Origin of the sequence: Massilia sp. YIM B02769, from assembly GCF_030411995.1 — a bacterium.
Lineage (GTDB): Bacteria > Pseudomonadota > Gammaproteobacteria > Burkholderiales > Burkholderiaceae_D > Telluria.
On record NZ_JASNRC010000007.1, the window covers coordinates 109388 to 125264 of the forward strand.

The window sequence follows — 15877 nt, forward strand, 5'->3', positions numbered from 1 at the left end:
GCAAAATACCAACCTGCACGGAGAGACACAATGGATTGGCAGTTCTGGATCGACCGCGGCGGCACCTTCACCGATATCGTGGCGCGCCGCCCCGATGGGCAGCTGGTGACGCACAAACTCCTGTCCGAGAATCCGGAACAGTACCGCGACGCGGCGGTGGCCGGCATCCGCCACCTGCTCGGTGTCGCGGCCGGCGCGCCGCTGCCGGCGCAGGCGGTCGACGCGATCGAAGCGGTCAAGATGGGGACCACGGTCGCCACCAACGCGCTCCTCGAGCGCAAGGGCGAGCCGACCGCGCTGGCCATCACGCGCGGCTTCCGCGACGCGCTGCGCATCGCCTACCAGAACCGCCCGCGTCTGTTCGACCGCCACATCGTGCTGCCCGAACTGCTGTATACGCAGGTGGTCGAGATCGATGAGCGCATGGGCGCGCATGGCGAGGTGGTCCAGCCGCTGGACGAAGCCGCCGCCCGCGCCGGGCTGCAGCAGGCCTACGACAAGGGCCTGCGCGCGCTGGCCATCGTCTTCATGCATGGCTACCGCCATACCGCACACGAAGCGCAAGTGGCCCGCATCGCGCGCGAGATCGGCTTCACGCACATCTCCACTTCGCACGAGACCAGCCCGATGATGAAGCTGGTGGCGCGCGGCGACACCACGGTGGTCGACGCCTATCTGTCGCCGATCCTGCGCCGCTACGTCGACCAGGTAGCGTCGGAGCTGCCCGGCGTGAACCTGCAGTTCATGCAGTCGAACGGCGGCCTGACCGATGCGCGCGCCTTCCAGGGCAAGGACAGCATCCTGTCCGGCCCGGCCGGCGGCATCGTCGGCATGGTGCGCGCCAGCCGCCAGGCCGGCTTCGAAAAAATCATCGGTTTCGACATGGGCGGCACCTCGACCGACGTCTCGCACTACGCGGGTGAGTTTGAACGCGTGTTCGAAACCCAGGTCGCGGGCGTGCGCATGCGCGCGCCGATGATGAGCATCCATACGGTGGCGGCGGGCGGCGGCTCGATCCTGCATTTCGACGGCAGCCGCTACCGCGTCGGCCCCGACAGCGCCGGCGCCAATCCCGGCCCGGCCAGCTACCGGCGCGGCGGACCGCTCGCGGTCACCGACTGCAACGTCATGCTCGGGAAGATCCAGCCCGCGCACTTTCCGAAGCTGTTCGGCCCGGATGCGGACGAAGCGCTCGATGTCGAGACCGTGCGCGCACGCTTCGCCGAGATGGCCGAGCAGATCTTCGCGGCCACCGGCGACCGCCGTACGCCCGAGCAGGTGGCCGAGGGCTTCATCCAGATCGCGGTCGGGAACATGGCGAACGCGATCAAGCAGATCTCGGTGCAGCGCGGGCACGACGTGACGGAATATGCGCTGACCAGCTTCGGCGGCGCCGGCGGCCAGCACGCCTGCCTGGTGGCCGACGCGCTGGGCATGAAGACGGTGTTCATCCACAGCCTGGCCGGCGTGCTGTCGGCCTACGGCATGGGCTTGGCCGACCAGAGCGCGATGCGCGAGCAGGCGGTCGAGGAAAAGCTGGGCGCGGGGAGCGACCTCGATGCGCGCCTGGACGCGCTGGCCGATGCCGCGCGGGAGGAACTGCTGGGGCAGGGCGTGGGCGCCGAGCGCATCGATGTAATCCGCCGCGTGCACCTGCGCTACGAAGGCACGGATTCGGCGCTGCTGGTCGACTTCGGCCCGGTTGACGCCATGCAGGCGCAGTTCGAGACGGCCTATAAACGGCGCTTCTCCTTCCTGATGCCGTCGCGCGCGCTGGTGGTGGAAGCGGTGTCGGTGGAAGCGCTGGGCCGTTCGGAAGCGCCGCCCGAGGCGATGGTCGGCAGCAGCGGGCAGGCCGGCACGCCGGCGCCGTCGGAGCATGTGCGCATGTTCGGTAACGGCGCATGGCGCGACACCGGCATCCACCGTCGCGCAGATATTCACCCGGGCGACATCATCAAGGGGCCGGCCATTGTCGCCGAGAACAACGCGACCACCGTGGTCGAAGCGGGCTGGCAGGCGCAGGTCACGCCCTACAACCACCTCGTGTTGAAACGGGTCGAGGCGTTGCCGCAGCGGCGCGCCATCGGCACCACGGCCGATCCGGTGATGCTGGAGATCTTCAACAATCTGTTCATGTCGATCGCCGAGCAGATGGGCCTGCGCCTGCAGAACACGGCGTATTCGGTGAACATCAAGGAACGCCTCGACTTCAGCTGCGCCATTTTCGATGCGAGCGGCAACCTGGTCGCGAACGCGCCGCACATGCCGGTGCACCTGGGTTCGATGGGCGAATCGATCAAGACCGTGATGCGCGAGAATGGAGATGGAGGGCGCGCGGGCCGCATGCGCGCCGGCGACGTGTACGTGCTGAACGACCCGTACAACGGCGGCACCCACTTGCCGGACGTGACCGTGATCTCGCCGGTGTTCGACGAAGCGGGCGCCGAGATCCTGTTCTACGTCGGCTCGCGCGGCCACCATGCGGACATCGGCGGCACCACGCCGGGTTCGATGCCGCCGGACTCGCACCACATCGAGCAGGAGGGCGTCCTGATCAACAACTTCAAGCTGGTCGACGGCGCCGATGGCGTGCTGCGCGAGGCCGAAGCCCGCGCCTTGCTGCTCGGCGCGCGCTACCCGGCGCGCAATCCCGACCAGAACATGGCCGACCTGCGGGCCCAGGTGGCGGCGAACCAGAAGGGTGTCGAGGAGCTGCACCGCATGGTCGCGCATTTCGGACTGGACGTGGTGCGCGCCTACATGGGCCACGTGCAGGACAACGCCGAGGAAGCGGTGCGGCGCGTGATCGGCGCGCTGAAGGATGGCGCGTTTACCGTGGAACTGGACAACGGCGCCCGCATCGACGTGGCGATCCGGGTCGACCGCGCCGCGCGCAGCGCCGAGATCGACTTCACCGGCACCTCGGCCCAGCTGGACAACAACTTCAATGCGCCGTCGAGCGTGTGCATGGCGGCGGTGCTGTATGTCTTCCGCACCCTGGTCGAGGACGAGATTCCGCTGAACGGCGGCTGCCTGAAGCCCTTGAAGGTGATCATTCCGCCGGGGTCGATGCTCAATCCTCATTATCCGGCCTCGGTGGTGTCGGGGAACGTCGAGACCTCGACCTGCATCACGAATGCGCTGTATGGCGCGCTGGGCGTGATGGCGGCTTCGCAGGGGACGATGAACAACTTCACCTTCGGGAACGCGAAGTACCAGTACTACGAGACGATTTCCGGCGGCAGCGGCGCGGGCGCGGGTTTCGATGGCACGGATGTGGTGCAGACCAACATGACCAACTCGCGCCTGACCGATCCCGAGATCCTGGAGTTCCGCTTCCCGGTGCGGCTGGAGAGCTATGCGATCCGCGCCGGTTCCGGCGGGGCGGGGCGCTGGAGGGGCGGGAACGGCGGCGTGCGCAAGGTACGCTTCCTGGAGCCGATGACGGCGGCGATCCTGTCGAACAACCGGACGTATGCGCCGTTCGGAATGGCGGGCGGCGAGCCGGGGGCGCGCGGGGTCAACAGCGTTGTGCGTGTCGATGGCCGTGTCGAGCAGGTCGGGCACATCGGGAAGGTCGAGATGGCGGCGGGGGATGTGTTCGTCATCGAGACGCCGGGTGGGGGCGGGTACGGTACGTAACGTCCGCGTCCTGGCAGCGCTGTTCCTTCGCTGCGTTCAACCGTACGGTGGGGGTTAAGAGCCCGGGGGGCTCTTAACCGAAGTGCCCACGCGGTTACGTGTTCATGATGCGGACACGTGCGGCGAGGTGTCGCTCGTATCGCTGAGCGTAGCCAGAACACGTTCGACAGGTGCCTGGCCTGGCTTGATGCTACCTACTGGATCTCGGCGGCCAACGCTCAAAGGACGCGCACGTAACCGCGTGCGCACGGAGTGCCCACCGTACGGGAACCGTCAACGCTGAGGCGAAAGCTTACGACGAAATACCGTACTTGCGCCGCATCGCCATGTACTCGTCCGTGAGCGGCCCCAGCCTCGGATGCTGCGCATCGATCGCCCGGATATGCTCCAGCTGCGTGAAGCACAGCTCGCCAAGCGGGTGATCCCACCCCAGTTCGTTGATCTGCCTGAGCACCCCGCCCGCCACCGCGATCATCACCTGCAGATTCCCCGGCGCCATGCGCAGGGCCTCGAGCAGGGTCTGGACCGCGCCGCGCACGTCGCCCATGTTGCGCTTCTCGTCGGCCACGCCGAGCAGGATCTGCGCCTGGGCCTTGAGCTGCTGCCCCATCCCGTCCGCCAGGTCGCGCCGGCCGGCGTCGGCGAAGATCTGCAGCGCGTTCTGGGTGGTCATGCCGGCAGCCGGATCGTTTACCACCGTCATCATCACTTCCTGCGCTTGCCCATCGAGGCGATGATCGAGGCAGGACCGCACCAGGCCCACGCGCAGCGCCAGCGACAGGCCGCTGCTGGCGCGTACCGCCGTCACGGCCGTGTGCAAATCGTTGACCGCCGCCTGACGGTTGCCGGCCGCGTCGTGCACGGCCGCATGGGCGATCGCCAGGCAGGCATCGACCTCCGGGCTGGCGCGCAGCGAGCGTTCCAGGTCGCGCACCACGCCGGTCGCCTGCAGCACGTCGCCGCGCTTCACCAGGGCCTTGACCAGTTTTACATGGTCTTCGGGGTCACGAAATTCCGAATAGCGCGCCTTGGTCACCACCGCCTTGAACGACTTCTCGGCCACGCCCGGATCACCCGCTTCCAGCGCCACTTCGCCGAGTTTGCGCAGGCGCCGCACCAGGTGCGGGGATAAGCCCACCGCTTCTTCCAGGATCTTCTGGGCCTGGGCATGGGCGCCGGCCGCTTCATGGCAGCGCGCCAGCAAATCGTAGGCGCCCATCAGCTGCGGATTGGCGGCGATCAGCGCTTGCAGGGTCTCGCGCGCCTCGTCGATGCGGCCCTGCGCGAACAGGGCGCGCGCGAGGCCGAGGCCGGCCCAGCCGAGCGGTTTGTAGGCGATGACCTTACGGTAGATTTGCTCGGCCTCGCCGTGCTCCTTCAGTTGCACGTGCAGCTCGGCGCGCAGGCGCGCGAACTCGAGGGCGTGGCGGGTGTGGGTGAGTTCGGCGGCGGCGGCCGAGCGGATCGCTTCGCGCAGGTTGTTCTGCGCCACCAGCTGCCAGGTCGGCAGGAACACGGCGCGCCGTTCCAGCGCGCGCGTGATGCGGGCGCCCAGGGTCTCGGCCGTAAACGGTTTCAGCACGTAGTCCGTGGGTGTGAGTTCGGCCGCGCTGACCACCTTGCCGTGCACCGCCTCGGACGTGAGCATGATGAAGATGGCCCAGGGCGCGATCAGGCGGTGGTGGCGCAGGTCTTCCAGCAACTGCTGGCCATCCTGGCCGTCGCCCGCGCTGCTGCCGAGGTCGTATTCGCAGAGGATGATGTCGTAGGCGCGGCGCGTCAATTGACGGATCGCCGTGCCGGAATTGACCGCGTATTCGACCTTGCTGATGCTCGATGCATTCAGCATGTTTTGCAGGTTGCTGCGCATGCCCGGATTCGGGTCGATGACCAGGACCGACAGGTTGCTGTTTTCTTGCATGTGTTCTCTTTCGTTCCTACAAACTTGCCATCTCCAAACGCTACAATACCGGCAAGCAATGAGCGCGGCAACTACCGCGGCAACTACCGCGGCAACCACCGCAGCAACCACCGGTCGACCACGGGGCGTGGGCAGGCTTGTCAACACTGTATAATAGCGGGCTATCTTTCACCCGCAGCCACGCTGCATCAACCGACTTCCAGCCATGTTGATTCTGCCGGGTTCCAACGCCCTTTCGGTATTTCGTAGCCAACGCCTCCTGAACCAGCTGCAAGCAGTCGCTCCCACGATTGCCTCGGTCCAGGCTCGCTTCTACCACTTCATCGACGCCAGCGCACCGCTGTCCACAGAGGACACCGAGCGCTTGAGCGCCATGCTCACCTACGGCGAGCCTGTGCCCGAGACCCTGTACGAGGGCGCCGTCGAAGAGTTCTTCGTCATCCCGCGCCTGGGCACGATTTCCCCCTGGGCGTCAAAGGCGACCGACATCGCGCACAACTGCGGCATGGCGCACGTGCACCGCATCGAGCGCGGCGTGGCCTACAAGGTTGTGCTCAAGAGCGGCATCCTCGGCAGCAGCATCGGCGCGCCGAAGAAGCTCGGCGCCGAAGAACTCTCGGCTGTGTCGGCCTTGCTGCACGACCGCATGACCGAATCCGTGCTGCGCAGCGCCGACGATGCGGTGCGCCTGTTCGACGAGCTCGAAGGCAAGACGCTGGAATCGGTCGACGTGCTGGGGCAGGGCCGCGACGCCCTGGTGCGCGCGAATACCGAACTCGGCCTGGCGATGTCGGACGACGAGATCGACTACCTGAACGACGCCTTCACCAAGGCCCAGCGCAATCCAACGGATGTCGAGTTGATGATGTTCGCCCAGGCGAACTCGGAACACTGCCGCCACAAGATCTTCAACGCCGACTGGGTGATCGACGGCGTGAAGCAGGACAAGTCGCTGTTCGGCATGATCAAGAACACGCACCAGCTGCAGCCGAAGGGCACGATCGTCGCCTACAGCGACAACTCGTCGATCATGGAAGGGGCCACCGTGACGCGCTTCTTCCCGCGCGAGAACGGAGAGTATGCGACCCTCTCCGAGCTGACCCACACGCTGATGAAGGTCGAGACCCACAACCACCCGACCGCGATTTCCCCGTTCCCGGGCGCCTCGACCGGCGCCGGCGGCGAAATCCGCGACGAAGGTGCGACCGGCCGCGGCGCCAAGCCGAAGGCGGGCCTGACCGGCTTCACGGTCTCGAACCTGCTGCTGCCGGATGCCCAGCGTCCGTGGGAAAACGCGGCCGACGTCACCACCACGGGTGAGAAGACCGCGGCGCCTGTCTACGGCAAGCCGGAACGCATCGCCTCGCCGCTGCAGATCATGATCGACGGCCCGCTCGGCGGCGCCGCCTTCAGCAACGAATTCGGCCGTCCCGTCCTGGGCGGCTACTTCCGCACCTACGAGCAGAACGCGCAGGCGGCGGGCGGCGTCTACGGCTACCACAAGCCGATCATGATCGCGGGCGGCATCGGGAATATCGCGGATCAACATACCCACAAGAACGACATCCCGCCGGGCAGCGTGCTGATCCAGCTCGGCGGCCCTGGCATGCGCATCGGCATGGGCGGCTCGGCCGCGTCGTCGATGGCCACCGGCACGAATACCGCCGACCTCGACTTCGACTCGGTCCAGCGCGGCAACCCGGAAATGGAGCGGCGTGCCCAGGAAGTCATCAACGGCTGCTGGCAGCTGGGTGCGGACAACCCGATCATCTCGATCCACGACGTCGGCGCCGGCGGCCTCTCGAACGCCTTCCCGGAAATCGTCAACGACGCCAAGCGCGGCGCCACCTTTGACCTGCGCAAGATCCAGCTCGAAGAGTCGGGCATGGCGCCGAAGGAGATCTGGTCGAACGAATCGCAGGAACGCTATGTGCTGGCAATTGCGCCGGAGAACCTGGAAACATTCGCGGCCCTGTGCGAGCGCGAGCGTGCGCCGTTCGCCGTGATCGGCGTTGCCACCGAGGAGCGCCAGCTGCGCGTGGTCGATCCCGAAGCAGGGAACAACCCTGTCGACATGCCGATGGAAGTCCTGCTCGGCAAACCGCCGAAAATGCAGCGCAACGTCGAACACGTGCAGCGCGACCTGCCTGCCGTCGACCTGACCGGCATTGCGCTCGAAGAAGCCGCAAAGCGCGTGCTGCTGCTGCCGACCGTGGCCGACAAATCCTTCCTGATCACCATCGGCGACCGCAGCGTCGGCGCCATGACCGCGCGCGACCAGATGGTCGGCCCGTGGCAGGTGCCGGTCGCCGACTGCGCCGTCACCGTCATGAGCCACGAGGGCTATGTGGGCGAAGCGATGGCGATGGGCGAGCGCACGCCGCTGGCCGTGATCGACGCCGCCGCCTCGGGCCGCATGGCCGTCGGTGAAGCAATCACGAATATCGCCGCTGCGCCGATCCGCAGCATCGAAGACATCAAGTTGTCCGCCAACTGGATGGCCGCCTGCGGCCAGCCGGGCCAGGACGCGGCCCTGTTCGATACCGTGAAAGCGGTCGGCATGGAACTGTGCCCGGCGCTCGGCATCAGCATCCCGGTCGGCAAGGATTCGCTGTCGATGCGCACCACCTGGAGCGACGACGGCGAAGCCAAATCGGTGATCTCGCCGGTGTCGCTGATCGTCTCCAGCTTCGCGCCGGTGCCGGACGTGCGCCGCACGCTGACGCCGCAACTGCGCCTTGATGCCGGCGAGACCGCCCTGATCCTGATCGACCTGGGACGCGGCAAGAACCGCATGGGTGCCTCGGCGCTGGCGCAAGTCACCCAGCAGCTGGGCGACGCGGTGCCGGACGTCGATTCGCCGGAAGACCTGAAAGCCTTCTTCGCCGCGATCCAGCGCCTGAACGCCGACGGCAAGCTGCTCGCTTACCACGACCGCTCCGACGGCGGCCTGTTCGCGACCCTGGCCGAGATGGCCTTTGCCGGCCGCGCCGGCGTGTCGGTGAACCTCGACATCCTGACCATGGAAGGCGAACACGCCTCCGATTGGGGCGACGCCAAGAACTGGGCCACACAAGTGGGCGAGCGCCGCAACGAGATGACGCTGCGCGCGCTGTTCTCGGAAGAACTGGGCGCCGTGGTGCAGGTACGCATCGAGGACAAGAGCGCGGTCATGAACGTGCTGCGTGAACTGAACCTGGGCGCCTGCAGCCACATCATCGGCAAGGTCAACGACAGAGGCGTGGTCGAGTTCACGCGCGACGCGAAAGTGATCTACCACGAAAAGCGCAGCAGCCTGCACCGCCTGTGGTCGGAAACGAGCTGGCGCATCGCGCGCCTGCGCGACAACCCGGACTGCGCCGACCAGGAATACGATCGCCTGCTGGACGAAACCGATCCCGGCTTCGCGCCGAAGATCGCCTTCGACATGAACGACAACGTGGCGGCGCCTTTCATCGCCACGGGGGTGCGTCCGCGCGTGGCCATCCTGCGCGAGCAGGGCGTCAATTCGCATATCGAGACGGCGTTCGCCATGTACCAGGCCGGCTTCAACGCCGTCGACGTGCACATGAGCGACCTGATCGCGGGCCGTGTGAAGCTCGACGACTTCAAGGGCGTGATCGCGGTGGGCGGCTTCTCCTACGGCGACGTGCTGGGCGCGGGCGAGGGCTGGGCCAAGACCATCCTGTTCAACGCCCAGCTGGCGGATCAATTTGCCGCCTTCTTCGCGCGTCAGGACACCTTTGGCCTGGGCGTGTGCAACGGTTGCCAGATGCTGGCCAACCTGAAGCCGATCATCCCGGGCGCCCACGCCTGGCCGAAGTTCACCCGCAACAAGTCGGAACAGTTCGAGGCGCGCTTCGGCATGGTCGAGGTGCTGGACTCGCCGTCGATTTTCTTCGACGGCATGGCGGGCACCCAGGCCCCATTGGCGATTGCCCACGGCGAAGGCTTTGCCGACTTCTCGCTGACCGGCGACCTGTCGCAGGTGGTGCAGTCGCTGCGCTACGTCGACAACCGCGGCCAGGCCACCGAACAGTATCCGTTCAACCCGAACGGTTCGCCGGGCGGCCTGACGGCGGTGACCACGCTGGACGGGCGCTTCACGGCCATGATGCCGCACGCCGAGCGCGTGTTCCGCACCGTGGTGCACTCGTGGGCGCCGGAGAGCTATGGCGAAGATGGGCCATGGATGCGCATGTTCCGCAATGCGCGCAAGTGGGTTGGCTGATGTCCGCTTGACGCAGGAATGAAGAACGCCTCCCTCGGGAGGCGTTTTTTGTCCGGCCCCGGACGTGCAGGGGCGTTGTAGGGTGGACTCCCGAGTCCACGCGGTAGGTAGGACGCGGGTCGAAACGTGTCGTCAGAAAGTAGGGTGGGTTCTTGAACCCACCCTACTTTCTGACCGGCCGCGCGCATGCGCAGATGTGCACGTGGTGGGTTCGAGAACCCACCCTACAAAAAAGGCGCTTCCGTGGAAGCGCCTTTCTCGTCCTACCTACTGACCGATCCGGATTACTGGACCTTGGCCTTCTTCAGCAGACCTTCGCGGAACTCGGCCAGCTTCTTCTGCTGCAGCGATTCCGCCACCTGCTGCTTGACCTGCTCCAGCGGTGGAACCTGCACCGGACGCACGTCTTCCAGCTTGATGACGTGGTAGCCGAACTGGGTCTTCACCGGGGTGTCGGTGATCGCGCCTTTTTGCAGCGAGGTCATGGCTTTGGAGAACTCAGGAACGAAGCCGCGTGGGTCGGCCCAGCCCAGGTCGCCGCCGTTCTGCGCGGTGCCGTCCTTGCCTTGCTTGGCCAGCTCTTCGAACTTGGCGCCGCCTTTCAGCTTGGCGATGAGGGCCTTGGCTTCGTCTTCCTTCTCGACCAGGATATGGCGGGCGTGGTATTCCTTCTCCGGCGCCTGCGCCTTGGCCTTGTCGTACTCGGCCTTGATGTCGGCATCCTTGACCGGGTTTTTCTTCAGGTAGTCGGCCTGCATGGCGTTGATGACGATGCTCTGGCGGGCGTTGTCGATCGCGGCCTTGACGTCGGCGCGGCCGCCGATGCCTTGCTTGTCGGCTTCCTGGATCAGCACTTCGCGGCCGATCAGGTCTTTCTTGATCATGTCACGCAGCTGAGGGGTGTCCGCGGCGCGGCCTTGGGCGACGATCTGCTTGACCACCTGGTCGACCTTTGCCGCCGGGATCGGCTTGCCATTCACGGTCGCGACGTTCTGTGCGAACACAGGTGCGGCAACCAGCGCGGTCATGGCGAGCAACAGGCGGGTGGGCTTCAAAATCATTGTTCGGATCCTATTAAAAACGCGATAAGTCGCCCGCTGGCGACGAAACCCGGCGCGCCGCACAGCAGGGAGCGCGCCGGAGGCACAACATCTTACTGTACCTTGGCCTTCTTGACCATTTCATCCTGGTAGTTAGCCAGCTTGGTCTGGGTCAGGCTCTCGGCGATCTGCTGCTTGATTTCGTCCATCGCCGGAACTTTCACGGCGCGGGTGTCGTCGACCTTGATCACGTGGAAGCCGGCGCCGGTCTTCACCGGGGTCTCGGTCACGCCGCCTTTTTGCAGCTTGGTGAAGCCGGCTGCGAATTCAGGCGGGAAGGCCGATGGGCTGGCCCAGTCGAGGTCGCCGCCGCTGTTGGCCGAACCGGTGTCCTTGCTCTGCTTGGCCAGTTCTTCGAACTTGGCGCCGCCCTTGATCTTGGCGATCACGGCTTTGGCTTCGTCTTCGGTTGCCAGCAGGATGTGGCGTACGTGGTATTCCTTCTCGGCCGCCTGGGTCTTGGCGAAGCGGTCGTACTCGGCCTTGATCTCGGCATCGGTCACCGGGTTCTTTTTGATGTAGTCGCGCGCCAGTTCGCTCACGACGATGGCCTGGCGGGCGCTGTCGAGGGCCTGCTTGACTTCCGGCTTCTTGTCGTAGCCCTGCTTGATCGCTTCCTGCATCAGGACTTCGCGCTGGATCAGGTCTTTCTTGATCGCGTCGCGCAGCTGCGGCGAATCCTGGCCCTGGCCTTGCGCCACGAACTGCTTCACGATCGCGTCCACGCGCGAGGTCGGGATGGCCTTGCCGTTGACGACGGCCAGGTTCTGGGCAAACGCGGGTGCTGCGATAACGGCGATCAGGGCTAACAGCAGTTGTGCTGGCTTAAAAGTCATTATGGTGTTCCTGTGGGAGGGAGTTGCTTGGACGGAATTAGAATTGTTTTGCAGAGCAGTTCAATTGTGCGACAGATTTCTTAAGCTATCCTGAACGGGCCTGGGACCCGTTCGTCGGTTCGTTCATCAGTGCAGCTCGGATGGCGCGAGGGCCGTGATCGCGAGGGCGTGTATCTCGGCCTTCATCATATCGTGCACGGCATCATACACCAGTCGATGACGCATGACGAGTCTTAGTCCCTCGAAGCGCTCGGAGACGATCCGCACGCTGTAATGGCCGCCGCCCGAGGCCGCGCCGGCGTGGCCGGCATGCAGGTGCGAGTCGTCGCCAACGGCCAGGTCGAGCGGGTTCAGGGCCTCGGTCAGGCGCGCTTCGATGCGCTCGACGCGGGTGTCGACGCGGTTATCCAGACTCATGCTTCCTCCTGCGGTACGTGTTTTACGAGCATCATCGCCTGTCCGACACTGAACAGGAAGAAGATGGCGGTCATGCCGAAGACCTTGAAGTTGACCCAGGCACCGGTATCGTTCTTGAAGACCACGAAGGCCATCACCAGGTTCAGCGCGCCCAGGAAGAACAGGAAGCCCATCCACTGGTAGCCGACGCGCGGCCAGATTGCTTCCGGCAGGGGCAGGGCTTCGTGCATCACCTTGCGCATCAGATTGTTCTTCAGGAAGACCTGGCTGACGAACAGGGCCGCCGCGAAGATCCAGTACAGCATGGTCGGCTTCCACTTGATAAAGGTCTCGTCGTGGAAATAGATGGTCGCGCCGCCGAACACGACGATCACGAAGAAGGACACCCAGAGCATGGTGTCGACCTTGCGCCGGCGTACCAGCAAATACCCCACCTGGAGCACGGTGGCGATGATGCCGACCACGGTGGCGAGCATGATCGGCGCCTGGCTGGCGATGATTTTGCCGCCCGAGACCAGGCCGCCAAGCCAGGTCTCGGCGAGGGCGACCGCGGCCGCCTCGTTGCCGGTGCCATATTTATAGACCGCGAAGAAGAGTATCAGCGGAAAGAAGTCGAACAAAAATTTCATGGGGCTCCAGGTGGTGCTTGGGTAGCGGATGCGTGCTTACAGCGGCTTGAAGCTGAGCGCGGCCGAGTTGATGCAATAGCGCAGGCCGGTCGGCGGCGGGCCGTCCGGGAACACGTGGCCGAGGTGGGCGTCGCAGACGGCGCAAATGATCTCGGTGCGCACCATGCCGTGGGTGCGGTCGACCTTTTCGATCACGTTGTCCGGGTCGAGCGCCTTGAAATAGCTGGGCCAGCCGCAGCCGGATTCGAACTTGGCGTCGGACTCGAACAGCGGGGTGTTGCAGCAGACGCAGGTGTAGATGCCGTGCTCGTGGTGGTCCCAGAACTTGCCCGTGAAGGCGCGTTCAGTGGCGGCGTGGCGCGTTACCTGGTATTCGATCGGGTCGAGCTGGGCACGCCATTCGGCGTCGGTCTTGGTCACTTTATCGGTCATGTCGGTCTTTCTTGTTAAAACTCAGGAGGAACAGCTGACTTCGAGATGCGCGGCCCAGTCCGGCGGCAGCGCGGCATAGGCCTCGTGTTCGGGTTGTTCGTCGAAGGGCTGTTCGAGGATGGCCAGCAGCTTCGTCACTTCGCTGAAATCGCCATTCTGTGCCCGTTCGATCGCCTGCTGGGCCAGATAGTTTCGCAGGATGTACTTCGGGTTGACGCGGTTCATGGCGGAGCGGCGCGCGGCGTCGACGCTGCCCTCGGCGCGCAGGCGCTCGCGGTAGCGCCCGGCCCAGCCGTCGAAGGCGGCGCGGTCGATGAACAGGTCGCGCACGGCTTCCTCGCTGCCTGCTTCGTCGATTTTCATGTCGGCCAGGCGCCGGAACAGCTGGGTGAAGTCGACGTGGCTGGCCTGCATGATGGTGAACAGGCCGTCGATCAGGGCGCGGTCGCCGTCGCGCGTGTCAATCAGGCCGAGCTTGGCGTGCAGCAGCACGTCGAGCTGCTGTTCGAACGCCGGCATGTAGACATCGAGCGCTTCCTGGGCCGCTTCCACGGTGTCGATCAGCGGCAGCAGGGCATTCCCCAGCGCATAGCAGTTCCAGTGGCCGATCGCCACCTGGTTGGCGTAGGAATAGCGTCCGCCCTGGTCGGTGTGGTTGCAGATGTGATTGACGTCGAAGGCTTCCATGAAGCCGAACGGGCCGTAGTCCAGGGTCAGGCCGAGGATCGACATGTTGTCGGTGTTCATCACGCCATGCATGAAGCCGACCGCCTGCCAATGGGCGATCATGCGCGCGGTGCGGCGCGTGACTTCCGCCAGCAGGGCGGCATACGGGTTGGCCGCCGCGCGCAGCTCCGGGTAGAAGGTGTCGATCACGTAGTCGGCCAGGGTGCGCAGTTCTTCCGGCTTGTCGCGGTAGTGCCAGTGTTCGAAGGAACCGAAACGCACGAAGGACGGCGCCATGCGCGTGACCACCGCCGCGGTTTCCAGCGACTCGCGCATCACGCGCTGCTGGGAGCCGGTGACGACCAGGGCGCGCGTGGTCGGGATGCCGAGCGCGGCCATCGCTTCCGAGCACAGGAATTCGCGGATCGACGAGCGCAGCACGGCGCGGCCGTCGCCCATGCGCGAGTAGGGCGTCTTGCCGGCGCCTTTCATCTGCAGCTCCATCCGACCTTCCGGACCGGGCAGGTCGCCGAGCAGGATGGCGCGGCCGTCGCCGAGCTGGCCGGCCCAGACGCCGAACTGGTGGCCGGAGTACACGGCCGCCAGCGGCTGGGCGCCCTCGGGCACCGCGTTGCCGGTGAAGGCGGCGACGAAGTCTTCCTGCGCCAGGGTCGCCGCGTCGAGGCCGACCAGGGCCGCGGCACGGCTGCTTGCCGCGACGAAATACGGCGCGGGCATCGGCGTCGGCATCAGCCGCGTGTAGAACGCGGGCGGCAGGGCGGCAAAGCCGTTGCCGAAGGGGAGATCGTTGGGTGTAATGGCGGTTCCAGTATAAAGCGTGTTCAGGACGACATCGGAATTCTACCGTACCGGGCAGATTCTATTCGCGCACGCCGCTCCGGCAAGCGTGCTTACATCCGATAACACTTGGCGCTGTCACCGTTAACTATGGATGAGCGATGAACTGTTGAGTTCATTCGTGGTCCAACCCGTCTCGCCATCGACACGGGTCGACCATGAAAGAACCGCGCTTCACGAAGTGGTTTGCAGCCTTGCCCGCACTGAACCGGCCACAGCGGCTGCGCGTCCTCGACGCCTTGCGTCCGGCTGCCGGGCTGGACCAGGTGCTGGCGCTGATCGCACAATGCAGGGCGGCCGGGCGCCGCTGCCCGCATTGCCAGTGCGAACGCTGGCACCGGCACGGCCACGCCAACGATCTGCAGCGCTACCGCTGCTTCTCATGCCGGCGCACCTTCAACGACTTGACCGGCACCCCGCTGGCGCGCCTGCGACTGCGCGGGAAATGGCTAGACTATCTCGATGCGCTGCTTGTGTCGCGCCCGGTGCGCGCGGCGGCGGACACTGTCAAGGTGCACCGTAACACGGCTTTCCGCTGGCGCCATCGCTTCCTGGATCGGGTGAAGGAAGACCGCCCGGGTTGCCTGAACGGTATCGCCGAGGCCGACGAAATGTTCATCCTGGAATCGCAGAAAGGTTCGCGCAAGCTCGACCGGCCGGCGCGCAAGCGCGGCGGCGTCGCCAGCAGGCGCGGCATCTCACGCGACCTCGACTGCATCCTCGTGGCGCGCGACCGCAACAAGCAGACCATCGATGCCGTCACCGGCCGCGGCCCCGTCAGCAAAGTCCAGCTGGAGCGCCATCTGCTGCCGTTTTTGGACCGAGACGTGCTGCTCGTGACAGACGCGAACGCGGCCTACCGGGCTTTCGCCCGCGCCCACGGCTTGGCGCACCAGGCCGTGAATGTCAGCGCCGGCGAGCGTGTCCGCCCGAGCCGCAACGGCGCCATTCATGTGCAGAACGTAAACGCCTATCACCAGCGTCTTCGCGAGTGGCTGGCGCCCTTCCATGGTGTCGCGTCACGCTGGCTGCCGAACTACCTGGGCTGGCGCCGGATGCTCGATGGCGGAAAGGTGACGTCTGCCGATCAATTGTTTCGCCTTGCAATCGGGCTCATCCATAGCGAACGGTGACAGCGCCTA

Annotated in this window: 10 protein-coding genes; 3 read left to right on the plus strand and 7 right to left on the minus strand. The window is 65.6% G+C overall.

All coding sequences use genetic code 11. The annotated features are described in order from the left end of the window. Positions 1 to 30: 30 nt before the first annotated feature. Positions 31 to 3645 carry a hydantoinase B/oxoprolinase family protein gene (locus tag QPK31_RS12800; protein ID WP_290423311.1) on the plus strand — a complete coding sequence of 1205 codons (3615 nt, stop codon included), beginning with the start codon at positions 31 to 33 and terminating at the stop codon, positions 3643 to 3645. Between the two features lie 292 nt (positions 3646 to 3937). On the opposite strand, the gene QPK31_RS12805 is transcribed toward QPK31_RS12800, so the two are convergent. After that, complete coding sequence (locus QPK31_RS12805) at positions 3938 to 5566, minus strand: tetratricopeptide repeat-containing response regulator (protein ID WP_290423312.1); 1629 nt, start codon at positions 5564 to 5566, stop codon at positions 3938 to 3940. Positions 5567 to 5771: 205 nt separating this feature from the next. Here QPK31_RS12805 and purL point away from each other — a divergent pair, with 205 nt between their 5' ends. Next, positions 5772 to 9797 carry a phosphoribosylformylglycinamidine synthase gene (gene purL, locus QPK31_RS12810; protein ID WP_290423313.1) on the plus strand — a complete coding sequence of 1342 codons (4026 nt, stop codon included), beginning with the start codon at positions 5772 to 5774 and terminating at the stop codon, positions 9795 to 9797. 284 nt (positions 9798 to 10081) lie between these two features. Here the strand turns inward: purL and QPK31_RS12815 are convergent, their stop codons facing one another. The 6 genes from QPK31_RS12815 to QPK31_RS12840 form a co-directional block, all read right to left on the minus strand. After that, positions 10082 to 10858 (minus strand): peptidyl-prolyl cis-trans isomerase, encoded by a 777-nt coding sequence (locus tag QPK31_RS12815; protein WP_290423314.1) that lies wholly within the window; start codon positions 10856 to 10858, stop codon positions 10082 to 10084. A 92-nt stretch (positions 10859 to 10950) separates the two neighbouring features. After that, positions 10951 to 11733, minus strand: coding sequence for a peptidylprolyl isomerase (locus tag QPK31_RS12820; RefSeq protein WP_290423315.1), 783 nt, complete (start codon positions 11731 to 11733; stop codon positions 10951 to 10953). Positions 11734 to 11859: 126 nt separating this feature from the next. Next, positions 11860 to 12150, minus strand: a complete 291-nt coding sequence (locus QPK31_RS12825; RefSeq protein WP_290423316.1) for a BolA family transcriptional regulator — start codon at positions 12148 to 12150, stop codon at positions 11860 to 11862. Beyond that, positions 12147 to 12779, minus strand: coding sequence for a septation protein A (locus tag QPK31_RS12830; protein WP_290423317.1), 633 nt, complete (start codon positions 12777 to 12779; stop codon positions 12147 to 12149). Before QPK31_RS12830 ends, QPK31_RS12825 begins: the two co-directional genes overlap by 4 nt. 36 nt (positions 12780 to 12815) lie before the next feature. Next, positions 12816 to 13211: a peptide-methionine (R)-S-oxide reductase MsrB gene (msrB, locus tag QPK31_RS12835; protein ID WP_290423318.1), complete on the minus strand. Its 396-nt coding sequence runs from the start codon at positions 13209 to 13211 to the stop codon at positions 12816 to 12818. A gap of 21 nt (positions 13212 to 13232) precedes the next feature. Then, positions 13233 to 14723 (minus strand): protein adenylyltransferase SelO family protein, encoded by a 1491-nt coding sequence (locus QPK31_RS12840; protein WP_308633772.1) that lies wholly within the window; start codon positions 14721 to 14723, stop codon positions 13233 to 13235. A gap of 170 nt (positions 14724 to 14893) precedes the next feature. Here QPK31_RS12840 and QPK31_RS12845 point away from each other — a divergent pair, with 170 nt between their 5' ends. Further along, positions 14894 to 15868, plus strand: a complete 975-nt coding sequence (locus tag QPK31_RS12845) for an IS1595 family transposase (RefSeq protein ID WP_290423319.1) — start codon at positions 14894 to 14896, stop codon at positions 15866 to 15868. The last annotated feature ends 9 nt before the right edge of the window (positions 15869 to 15877 follow it).

Bases quoted from the DNA above. Each gene is read 5' to 3' on its own strand.
- msrB (WP_290423318.1), bottom strand. From the start codon at position 13,211: ATGACCGATAAAGTGACCAAGACCGACGCCGAATGGCGTGCCCAGCTC.
- QPK31_RS12800 (WP_290423311.1), top strand. From the start codon at position 31: ATGGATTGGCAGTTCTGGATCGACCGCGGCGGCACCTTCACCGATATC.
- QPK31_RS12815 (WP_290423314.1), bottom strand. From the start codon at position 10,858: ATGATTTTGAAGCCCACCCGCCTGTTGCTCGCCATGACCGCGCTGGTT.
- QPK31_RS12805 (WP_290423312.1), bottom strand. From the start codon at position 5,566: ATGCAAGAAAACAGCAACCTGTCGGTCCTGGTCATCGACCCGAATCCG.
- purL (WP_290423313.1), top strand. From the start codon at position 5,772: ATGTTGATTCTGCCGGGTTCCAACGCCCTTTCGGTATTTCGTAGCCAA.
- QPK31_RS12825 (WP_290423316.1), bottom strand. From the start codon at position 12,150: ATGAGTCTGGATAACCGCGTCGACACCCGCGTCGAGCGCATCGAAGCG.
- QPK31_RS12830 (WP_290423317.1), bottom strand. From the start codon at position 12,779: ATGAAATTTTTGTTCGACTTCTTTCCGCTGATACTCTTCTTCGCGGTC.
- QPK31_RS12820 (WP_290423315.1), bottom strand. From the start codon at position 11,733: ATGACTTTTAAGCCAGCACAACTGCTGTTAGCCCTGATCGCCGTTATC.
- QPK31_RS12845 (WP_290423319.1), top strand. From the start codon at position 14,894: ATGAAAGAACCGCGCTTCACGAAGTGGTTTGCAGCCTTGCCCGCACTG.